At 69.6% G+C, this 9,650-nt stretch carries 9 protein-coding genes and 1 tRNA gene; 7 read left to right on the top strand and 3 right to left on the bottom strand.

Features of this window, described 5'->3' with window-relative positions; translation table 11 throughout:
• Positions 1–285 precede the first annotated feature (285 nt).
• Positions 286–362 (top strand) — tRNA-Arg (locus tag ATO4_RS21525).
• 162 nt (positions 363–524) lie between these two features.
• On the opposite strand, the gene ATO4_RS21520 is transcribed toward ATO4_RS21525, so the two are convergent.
• The gene (locus tag ATO4_RS21520; RefSeq protein ID WP_083593828.1) at positions 525–986 is read right to left on the bottom strand and encodes a helix-turn-helix domain-containing protein; all 462 of its coding nucleotides are present in this window, start codon (positions 984–986) and stop codon (positions 525–527) included.
• A 76-nt stretch (positions 987–1,062) separates the two neighbouring features.
• On the opposite strand from ATO4_RS21520, the gene ATO4_RS21515 reads away from it, so the two are divergent.
• From ATO4_RS21515 to ATO4_RS21500, 4 genes are all read left to right on the top strand, one after another.
• Positions 1,063–1,431 (top strand): antibiotic biosynthesis monooxygenase family protein, encoded by a 369-nt coding sequence (locus tag ATO4_RS21515; RefSeq protein ID WP_083593827.1) that lies wholly within the window; start codon positions 1,063–1,065, stop codon positions 1,429–1,431.
• Positions 1,432–1,433: 2 nt separating this feature from the next.
• The gene (locus ATO4_RS21510; protein WP_083593826.1) at positions 1,434–1,892 is read left to right on the top strand and encodes a hypothetical protein; all 459 of its coding nucleotides are present in this window, start codon (positions 1,434–1,436) and stop codon (positions 1,890–1,892) included.
• A gap of 319 nt (positions 1,893–2,211) precedes the next feature.
• Positions 2,212–2,667, top strand: coding sequence for a MarR family transcriptional regulator (locus ATO4_RS21505; RefSeq protein ID WP_083593825.1), 456 nt, complete (start codon positions 2,212–2,214; stop codon positions 2,665–2,667).
• A gap of 86 nt (positions 2,668–2,753) precedes the next feature.
• Entirely contained in the window at positions 2,754–3,155 is a 402-nt protein-coding gene (locus ATO4_RS21500; RefSeq protein WP_245308876.1) for a DUF1398 domain-containing protein, read from the top strand.
• A gap of 175 nt (positions 3,156–3,330) precedes the next feature.
• Here the strand turns inward: ATO4_RS21500 and ggt are convergent, their stop codons facing one another.
• Positions 3,331–5,013 (bottom strand): gamma-glutamyltransferase, encoded by a 1,683-nt coding sequence (ggt, locus tag ATO4_RS21495; RefSeq protein ID WP_139802608.1) that lies wholly within the window; start codon positions 5,011–5,013, stop codon positions 3,331–3,333.
• 78 nt (positions 5,014–5,091) lie between these two features.
• A complete protein-coding gene (locus ATO4_RS21490) occupies positions 5,092–5,763 on the bottom strand; it encodes a GntR family transcriptional regulator (protein ID WP_083593823.1) in 672 nt (223 codons plus the stop codon).
• 154 nt (positions 5,764–5,917) lie between these two features.
• On the opposite strand from ATO4_RS21490, the gene ATO4_RS21485 reads away from it, so the two are divergent.
• Positions 5,918–7,996 carry a hydantoinase/oxoprolinase family protein gene (locus ATO4_RS21485; RefSeq protein WP_083593822.1) on the top strand — a complete coding sequence of 693 codons (2,079 nt, stop codon included), beginning with the start codon at positions 5,918–5,920 and terminating at the stop codon, positions 7,994–7,996.
• A complete protein-coding gene (locus ATO4_RS21480; RefSeq protein WP_083593821.1) occupies positions 7,993–9,642 on the top strand; it encodes a hydantoinase B/oxoprolinase family protein in 1,650 nt (549 codons plus the stop codon). The genes ATO4_RS21485 and ATO4_RS21480 overlap by 4 nt, the downstream gene beginning before the upstream one ends.
• The last annotated feature ends 8 nt before the right edge of the window (positions 9,643–9,650 follow it).

Genomic DNA, 9,650 nt, shown 5'->3' with positions numbered 1-9,650 from the left:
CTCGGCGCAGGGCTTTGTGCCCGGCGCCGAGGCACCCGCCGCAGCCACCGCGCGGGGTAGGTGCGGGGGCTGCGGCCGGCCCGCAGTTCGGGGCCGGGTCTGCGAAAGCGGGATCGGGGCCGGAGACGAAGCGGCGGGCGATGTCCGGGACAAGTCGGGCGGGAGTTCAGGGCCGACGCGAAGATTGCAGTTCGATGACGAAAAAGGGTGCTTGCATTCGCCGCCGCGAGCGGCTACCTAGCGCCCCAACGAGGACGGCCTTGAGGGTTCGTCGCTCGCTTCAGGGCGCCCGTAGCTCAGCTGGATAGAGCACCAGACTACGAATCTGGGGGTCAGAGGTTCGAATCCTTTCGGGCGCGCCATTTCCATTTCAGATAGCCTGTGGGCCGGGTCCTCTTCGGGTATCGGTCAACCTGCCGATGGCGCCGAAAGGCCTGTGGAGTTGCCGGCAGTCGTGCTGACCTGCCACTTGGCACCTCGCGGTGGCAGGGGGTGGAATCGACGGATCGCGACGCTCGATGGCGTTACCCGCCATCGGCCTCCAGCCTGCCGCGGATGGCGCTCAGAAGATCGAGGGCCGCGGCGAGTTCGGCTCGGTCGAAGCCTGCCGCGAGCGCGTTGGCCCACGACGTCTGTCGACGATCCGCCGCCGCATAGGCGGCTCGTCCCTCGCGGGTCAGGGTCACGAGTTGCGCGCGCCGGTGCGCCGGGTTCGCCTTGAACGCGACCAGTCCATCCGCTTCCAACTCATTGACGACGCGCTGGACGGCCTGGCGGGTGAGGCCCATGCTTCGGGCGAGCCAGGACACCGTCTGGGGGTCTTCGCCGTAGTGGATCGCGCCCAGGACCTGCCAGCGCGCGCTGGTCAGCCCGACATCCGCGACCAGACGATCCCCGGCGGCCAGGAGCCGCCCGTTGAGGCGGAAGATCTCCAGCACCAGGTCGGTCAGAACCGCGCCCTCGGCGGAATGCTTGTCATCGGTCATGCCCAGTTATCGCAGTTGACAACACGCTGTCAAACGACTATTGATGACAGCATGCTGTCATCAACGGGAGGGCGCGATGCTCCGCCTGAAAGCCCTGGACGAAACGCTCCCGCTTGAATCCCAGCTGGCCGTGGATCAGGCACCGGTCGTTCTGGTCAACCTGTTCGAAGTCGATGCCTGCGACGCGGAGGCGCTGATGCGCGCCTGGGAAGCAGACGCCAACTGGATGAAGCGTCAGCCGGGCTACATCTCGACCCAGTTGCACGGCGCCGTGGGCGGTGGCCGATTGTTCCTCAACTACGCCGTCTGGGAATCGGTCGCGCATTTCCGGGCCGCCTTCTCGCATCCCGAATTCACGTCCGCGCTGGCGCATTATCCGTCGAGCGCTACCGCCGCGCCGCACCTCTTCCGCAAACTCCCGGTCGCCAACCTCTGTACCGCCTGACGATGACCGCGCCTCGGATCCTTCACCCGCTTGCCGGCGTCATCGCCATCCTCACCATCGCGATATTCTGGACCGCGACCGTTCTCAGCGAGCTGTCGGGATCGCGCGAGCTGATCGTCTCGGTCAAGACGGCCATCCCGTGGGGCTTCCTGCTGCTGGTCCCGGCTCTCATGATCGCCGGAGGCTCGGGTTTCACGCTTGCCAGGGGCCGGCGCGGCGGCGCCATCGGCGCCAAGATCAAACGCATGCCGATCATTGCAGCAAACGGAATGGTGGTTCTCATACCCGCCGCGCTGTTCCTCGCCGCGAAAGCCGAGGCCGCCGAGTTCGATCCGAGCTTTTATGTCGTGCAGGCCGTCGAACTGGCGGCGGGCCTCGTGAACGTCGCCCTGCTCGGCCTCAACATACGGGACGGCTTCAGGATGACCGGACGCGTCCGGAAGATGCGCCTCAACGGATAGACGCGCGGACGTGCCGCCGACCCACCTCCCCCGAGGCGTGCTGCAACCGATGCAGGGTTCGCAGCGGTCAGGTGCGGTTCCAAGGCCGGCGCCGGGTGCCGGGTGCCGGAAGTCGGAACGACGATGGGAACAAGGGTGGACACATACCCGGTTTCATCGTCTGCGATGCGCCATCTCTCACTGAGGATTCCCGGCTCGCGGCGTCGCGCGGTCGCCGTTCGCGCGGCGTGGCATGGGGCGGATTTTTCCCCGCGGGGATCCGATTGACCAGGAAACTCCGACGATGTAGTTTCCTAGTCAATCAAGAAGGGTCCCGACCGTGAATGCGCCGCCTTCGGATCTCGAGGACCATCTCGGCTACTGGCTGAGACTAGCCTCCAACGCCGCCTCCCATGGCTTCGCCCGCAGGGTCGAGGGCGAGGGGGTGACGGTCGCCGAGTGGGTCGTCCTGAGAACGCTCTACGATGTCGAGGCGGTCGCGCCGTCCCGGCTGGCGGATGGTCTCGGGCTGACGCGGGGGGCGATCTCCAAGCTGGCCGACCGCCTGATCGAGAAGGCCCTCGCCGAGCGGCAGGCAAATCCGGGCGACCGGCGCGCCCACCGGCTGGCCCTGACCGCCGCGGGCCGCGCGATCGTGCCCCGCCTCGCCGCTCTGGCCGACGACAACGACGCGGCCTTCTTCGGCGCGCTCGCGCCGGACGAGCGGCAGCAGCTTGAAGCGCTGCTGCGCAAGATCGTCCGGGACCGCGCGCTGACGGGCGTCCCGATCGACTGATCGCGACGGCGATGGCGATCGAGATTGCGATGAAAATGACGATGAACCCCGCAATGACGAGGCTCGAACCCGGAAGGGAATGCACCGTGGACGCGTCACTCGCGAAAATTGCCGGAGACTGCCTGAACGCCGCCTACGACAAGACGATGGCCTTTCCGCAGATCGTCGGCCGGCTGATCGAAGCCGGCTTCGAGGGCTATGCGGTCGACTATCGCCGCAACACCACCACCTATTTTCTTCCCGATCGCGACAGCGTCGTCCTGGGCAACCGGCCGTCGGAGGAGCCGGTCGCCCTGCCCTTCGACCGGGAGCAGATCGCCGCGCAGATCCGCTGGGCGCAGGCCGACCCACCGGACTATTCCTACGCCTCGTTCTGCAAGCGCGTGAAAGCCCTCGGCTGCGCGGGCTACCTCGTCTCCTTTCCGGGACGCCGCGTCCTCTATTTCGGCCGCACCGCCGAAACCCATGTCGAGCTCTTCCCGCAATAGAGCGGGATGAAATCAGCTTCGTCGGTCAGCCGGATCGGCGGGCACCGGCAGAAGCCAGGCCATCGAGATGGCGACGGTGTCCGCTTGGCGGGATCGGCGTGAGCGTCAGGCCAACGGGCCGGGGCCAGTCGATCCGGGAGCCGGCACGGCCGGCCTTCGACGAGCCATTGCGGCGTCAGCTGGAAACCGGCGGCACGCGGTCGGGCCAGAACCGGACGCCGGGCCTTGCGAGGCCGCCGCCCAGCGCCGCGACCGTGCCGTCGGCGCGCCAGCAAGCGGCGCCGGTCATCGTGCCGTCCTCCGAGAACGCAATCGCGTTCATGCCGCCGCCGACATGGGGCACCCGCCGGACCAGGTGGCCACGGGCCTCGAGCTCTGCGGCAAGCGGCTCGAAGGCCGGCTCGATCTCCAGCTCCTGGCCCTCGGTCCAGATCCTCGGCGCCTCGATGGCGCTCTGGAGGTCCATGCCGTGGTCGAGGAGATTGACGATCGCCTGGAAGGCCGAAGGGAAGATCCGGAGGCCGCCGGGCAGGCCGAGCGCGAAGCGCAGTCGGCCGTCCCGCAGCACCATCATCGGCGCCATCGACGTCGGCACGCGCTTGTTCGGCTGCACCGACAGCGCCCGGCCCGGATGGGGATCGAAGTTCATCATGTAGTTGTTGGGGATGATGCCGGTGCCCGGCACCACGAATCTGGCGCCGAAGAGGCCGTTGATCGTGTGGGTGGCGCTGACGACGAAGCCGTCCCGGTCGGCGACGGTGACATGGGTGGTGTCGGCGGATTCGCGGCCAGCGGCCGGCGCCGGGACCGGCCCGCCCCGCTCGCGCAGCCGCGCCTGGCAGAGCCGGGCGTAGTTTTTGGAGATGAGGGTCTCGACGTCGATCTCGACGAAGTCCGGGTCGCCGCTCGCCGCCCGCCGGTCCTCGAAGCCGATCCGCATCGTCTCGGCGACGAGGTGCAGGCTTTCGAGTGTGCCGAAGCCCATGGCGGCGACGTCGTGGGGCTCGAGGATGTTCAGCATCTCGGCGATATGGACGCCGGAGGAGGCCGGCGGCGGCGGGCCGACGATCTCATGGCCGCGATAGGTGCCGGTGATCGCCGCGCGCTCGCGGGTCCGGTAGTCGCGCAGGTCCTGAAGGGTGAGCCAGCCGGCATCCTCGCCGCCGGTGGCGATGCGGCGGGCGAGCGCTTCGCCGAGCTCGCCGCCGTGGAGCGCTGCGGCGCCCTGCCCGGCGATGAGCCGGAGGGTGGCCGCGAAGTCGCCCTGGACCAGCCGGTCGCCGGGCCGCAGCGGCGCGCCGCCGGGCATCAGGAGCGCGGCGATCGCCGGGTCGCGGGCGAGATCGGCGGCGTTCTCGGCGATGGCGCCGGCGAGATAGTGGGTGATGGCAAAGCCGCGTTCGGCGAGGCGGATCGCCGGGGCGAGGACGTCGGCCAGCGACAGCCTGCCGAAGCGGCCTTGCGTCTCGCACCAACCGGCGAGATTGCCGGGCACCGCCACCGCCGAGGGGCCGATGGCGCTGCGCCGGTGCTTCGTCTCCATGTGGTCCGGCGGGGTGTCGGAGACCGGCTCGTAGATCTCCGGATGGGCGGCGGCCGGCGCATGGGCGAGCGCGTCGACGATCACATGCCGGCCGTCCGGCGTGCGCAGATGCATCAGGCCGCCGCCGGCGATGCCGACCATCATCGGCTCGACCACGCAGAGCGCGAACAGCCCGCCGATCGCCGCGTCGACGGCGTTGCCGCCCGCCGCCAGGATCTCGAAGCCGGCGGCCGAGCCGAGCGGATGATTGGTGACGACCATGCCGCCGGATCCCGAGGCCGGCGTCTTGGAGGGGGTGAAGAGACGGGCACTCATGGGCGCACTCATGGGCGAAGGGCCTTCTGTCGGGACGGGGATCGATCGAGGCGGACTGTCCATGTCGGGGACGGCTTCTCAGGCGGGCAACACCGCCATCAGCTGCGGGATCGGCCTCAGATGCCGCTGGAGGACGGCGAGCGCCGCCTCGGCGTCATGGGCCGACAGGGCGTCGAGGAGTTCCCGGTGTTCCTGGTTGATGAGGTCGGAATCGCCGAACTTCATCTGCAGGGACAGCATGCTGGCGCGGCCGAGGCTGGCATGGAGGCCCTCATAGGCCTTAGTGAGGACGCCGTTGCCGGCCGCCTCGACGATGCCGTGGTGGAACCGCGTGTTGATCTCGACGCTGGTCAAAAGGTCGTCGACTGAAGCCGCCTCGCGGGTCTCGCAGAGGCCGTAGAGGCAGCCGGGAACCGCCCGCCGGTCCTCGCAGATGCGCCGGATGGCATGGCTCTCGATCATCCGGCGGACTTCCAGAAGGTCCCGCAGCTCCGAGCCGAGCAGCGGCCGGACCATGGCGCCGCGGCGCGGATGCAGCTCGACGAAGCCCTCGGCGGCGAGCCGCGTCAGCGCCTCGCGCACCGGGGTGCGGGAGACGCCGGTCAGCTCGCAGGCCTGACCCTCCTCGATGAAGCCGCCGGGCGGAAAGGCGCCGCCGAGGATGCCGGCGCGGATCGCGGCATAGGCGCGCTGGCCGGCGGGCCTCGTCGCCCGCCCGCCGGTCGTCTCGTCGTCCGATGCCGCCGCCATTCCGGCCCGTCTCCCGGTTCCGTCGTCATTTCGGGCAAATGCCCATTCCTCAGTCACTTTCCCACGCTGCTCATTTTTTATGAGAAAGGGGATTGCGCAGCGTGCCCGACTGGAGTGTTATACGTCAAGTATACATGAACGAGGCCAGACGGAAATGGGCGAGACCGACGGATTGCGGGCAAGCTGGCGCGTCGGCGTCGATTCCGGCGGCACCTTCACCGACGTGTGCATGTTCGACGAAGCCTCCGGCGCCATGCGGGTCTGGAAGGTCTCCTCGACGCCGGACGATCCCTCCCGCGGCATCTTCGAAGGGATCAGCGAGGGCATGCGCGAATGCGCCTCGCCCGCCAGCGCGATCGCCTATCTCGGCCATGGCACGACGGTGGCGACCAACGCGCTGATCACCCATCGCGGCGCCAAGGTCGGGCTGATCACCACCGACGGCTTCCGCGACCTTCTGGAGATCGGCCGCCAGAAGCGGCCCGACCTCTACGACCTCTTCGCCGAGAAGCCGCCGGTCCTCGTGCCGCGCTATCTGCGCCGGGAAGTGCGCGAGCGCATCCTTCACACCGGCGCCGTCGAAACGCCGCTCGACGAGGCGGCCGTGCGCGAGGCGGCCAGGGCCTTCGCGAAGGACGGCGTCGCGGCAGTCGCCATCTCGTTCCTCTATGCCTTCGTCAATCCGGCCCACGAGAAGGCGGCGAAGGCCATCGTCGCCGAGGAGCTGCCGGACGCCTTCATCTGCGCCAGCCACGAGATCGCGCCGGAATTCCGCGAGTTCGAGCGGCTGTCGACGGCGACGGTCAACGCCTATCTCGGCCCGATCATGCAGCGCTACATCCGGCGGCTGACGACGCGGCTCGGCGAGATGGGACTTGTGGCGGCACCGCATCTCACCCAGTCGAACGGCGGCGTCGTCGGCTTCGAGGCGGCGGCCGAGACGCCGGTGCGCGCCGTCCTCTCCGGCCCCTCGACCGGCGTCGTCGCGGCCGAGGCGATCGGCGCCAGATCCGGCCATCTCGACGTCATCACCTTCGACATGGGCGGCACCTCCTCCGACGTCGCGCTGATGACCGGCGGCAAGATCACCCAGACCAACGAGAGCGTCGTCCACGGCTATCCGATCAAGGCGCCGATGCTCGACATCCACACGGTGGGCGCCGGCGGCGGCTCGATCGCGGCGATCGACAGCGGCGGGCTCCTGAAGGTCGGCCCCCAGAGCGCCGGCGCCGATCCGGGCCCCGTCTGCTACGGCAAGGGCGCCAGCGAGCCGACGGTGACCGACGCCAACATCGTCCTGCAGGTGCTCAACCCCACCCATCTCCTCGACGGCCGCATGGCGGTGCGCCGCGACCTGGCGCTGGAAGCCATCGCCAGGCTCGCCGCACGGCTCGGCATGGAGCCGATGGAGACCGCCCAGGGGATCATCTCGGTCGTCACCGCCAACATGGCGCGGGCGATCCGGGTGATCTCGGTGCAGAAGGGCTACGATCCGCGCGACTACGCGCTGATGGCCTTCGGCGGCGCCGGCCCGCTGCATGCGGTGCGGCTTGCCGCCGAACTCGACATCGCCCGGGTCATCGTGCCGCGCAATCCCGGCATCCTCTGCGCCATGGGGCTGCTCCTCACCGACCTGCGCGCCGATTTCTCCGCCACCCGGCTGATCCCGCTCGAGGCCGAAAACATCGCCGCCATCGGCGCGGCGGTGCGTGCGGTGGGGGCCGAGGCCGGCCGCTGGTTCGAGACCGAGAGGATCGCGCCGGAGGCGCGGCGCGCGACGCAGAGCGTCGACCTTCGCTACGAGGGCCAGAATTACGAGCTGACGGTTCCCGTCCCCGCCGGCGAGATCACCGAAGCCAGCATCGAGAAGCTGCGGGAGGATTTCACCGCCGCCCATATCCGCATGTACGGCTTTGCCGCCGAGGGGGAGCGCATCCTCTGCGTGACCTTCCGGGCCGAGGCGCTGGGGCTCGTGAAGAAGGCCGAGCTGCCGATGCTGCCGCTCGGGCCGCAAGACGCGTCGCCCGCCGTCACCGGCCGGCGCGAGATCTGGTTTCCCGAGACGGGGGGCTTTGCGAACAGCGCCATCTACGCCCGCGCGGCGCTGCGCCCCGGCATGGCGTTTTGCGGCCCCGCGATCGTCGAGCAGATGGACACCACCACCCTCGTCCCGCCCGGCGTCACCGCCACGGTCGACGGGCTCGAAAACCTCATCCTGGAGCTGCCGCGATGAATGACGCCCCACAGGCGCCGGAACCGGCGACGCTCGATACGATCGCCCTCGACCCGATCACCGTGGAGGTCATCGGCGCCGCCCTCTCCTCCATCGTCGAGGAGACCGGCGAGGCGCTGGTGCGGGCCTCCTATTCGACCAACATCAAGGAGCGGCGGGACTGCTCGACCGCGCTGTTCGACCGGGACGGCCGGACCCTCTGCCAGGCCGAGCACATCCCGGTGCATCTCGGCAGCTTCCTCGACTTCATCCCGATGGTGCTCGCTTTGCACGACGCGGCCGAGATGCGGCCGGGGGACGTCTTCGTCGGCAACGACGCCTACAAGGGCGGCGGCACCCACCTGCCGGACATCGTCCTCGCCGAGCCGATCTTCATCGACGGCGACCTCGTCGCCTGGACGGTCAATCTCGCCCACCATTCCGACTTCGTCGACCGGGCCCATGCCCACATCTACCAGGAAGGCCTGCGCATCCCGCCGATCCGGCTCTGGCGGGCGGGCGAGTTGCAGAAGGACGTGCAGGACCTGATCCTCCTGAACTGCCAGGTGCCGCGCGAGCGACTGTCGGACCTGCGCGCCCAGATGGCCGCCAACCGGGTGGGGGTCCGGCGCTTCACCGAGCTTTGCGCCAAGCACGGCACCGGAACGGTGCTCGCCTCCGGCAAGGCGCTGCTCGACTATGCCGAGCGCAAGATGCGGGCCGGCATCGCCGCGCTGCCGGACGGGTCCTGGCGTTTCGAGGACGTCTTCGACACCCTCGACTTCGACGATCCGATCCCGCTCGCCGTGACCGTCACCATCACCGGCGACGAGATCGCGCTGGACTTCGAGGCGCCGCCGCAGGTGCGCTCGGGCATCAACATGACCCGCACGGCGCTGCTCGCCACCGCCTATTACATCGTCAAGTCCGTGGTCGATCCGACCGTCCTGCCCAATGCCGGCCTCGCCCGGCCGATCACCGTCCGGGCGCCCCAGGGCAGCCTCCTCTCCTGCTCGCACCCGGCCGCCGTCAACGGCCGCGTCCAGACCTGCCAGCGGGTCGCCGACCTGATCCTCGGGGCACTGGCGCAAGCGGCTCCAAAAAAGGTGTCGGCCTGCACCAATTCCGGCTGCTCGGTCGCGACCTTCTCGGGCACGCGGACGAGCGGGCCGGAGGCCGGCCACTACTGGGTCTATCTGGAGACCATCGGCGGCGGCGGCGGGGCGCGGCCCACGGCCGACGGCCTCGACGGCATCCACGTCCACGCCACCAACACCTCCAACCTGCCGGTGGAGGCGCTGGAGGTCGAGTATCCGCTGATACTGGAACGCTACGAGCTGGTCGACGGCTCCGGCGGCGGCGGCACCCATCGCGGCGGCATGGGCCTTCGCCGGGTCTACCGGGCGACCGAGGACTGCATGGTGCGCGTCGACATCACCCGCATCCTCTCGACCAGCTGGGGCCTTCTCGGCGGCGAGCCGGGCGCCGGCGGCAGTTTCGCCGTCTCGCCTTCCGCCGCCCCCTTCGAGCGCGGCGTCGGAACCCTTCGCGCCGGCGAGTGGCTGGAGATCGTCACCCCCGGCGGCGGCGGCTACGGCCCGCCGGCAGACCGCGCACCGTCGGCCATCGAGGCCGACGGCCGCAACGACCTGATCGCGGCGGAGTGACGACGCGG

This window comes from Aurantimonas sp. 22II-16-19i (assembly GCF_002088275.1).
Taxonomy (GTDB): domain Bacteria; phylum Pseudomonadota; class Alphaproteobacteria; order Rhizobiales; family Rhizobiaceae; genus Jiella.
Note: the sequence above shows the minus strand (reverse complement) of the source record. Positions and strands in the feature narration are given on the sequence as shown.

Coding starts and splice junctions, on each gene's coding strand:
- ATO4_RS21520 (WP_083593828.1), bottom strand. CDS start 986: ATGACCGATGACAAGCATTCCGCCGAGGGCGCGGTTCTGACCGACCTG.
- ATO4_RS21515 (WP_083593827.1), top strand. CDS start 1,063: ATGCTCCGCCTGAAAGCCCTGGACGAAACGCTCCCGCTTGAATCCCAG.
- ATO4_RS21510 (WP_083593826.1), top strand. CDS start 1,434: ATGACCGCGCCTCGGATCCTTCACCCGCTTGCCGGCGTCATCGCCATC.
- ggt (WP_139802608.1), bottom strand. CDS start 5,013: ATGAGTGCCCGTCTCTTCACCCCCTCCAAGACGCCGGCCTCGGGATCC.
- ATO4_RS21490 (WP_083593823.1), bottom strand. CDS start 5,763: ATGGCGGCGGCATCGGACGACGAGACGACCGGCGGGCGGGCGACGAGG.
- ATO4_RS21485 (WP_083593822.1), top strand. CDS start 5,918: ATGGGCGAGACCGACGGATTGCGGGCAAGCTGGCGCGTCGGCGTCGAT.
- ATO4_RS21480 (WP_083593821.1), top strand. CDS start 7,993: ATGAATGACGCCCCACAGGCGCCGGAACCGGCGACGCTCGATACGATC.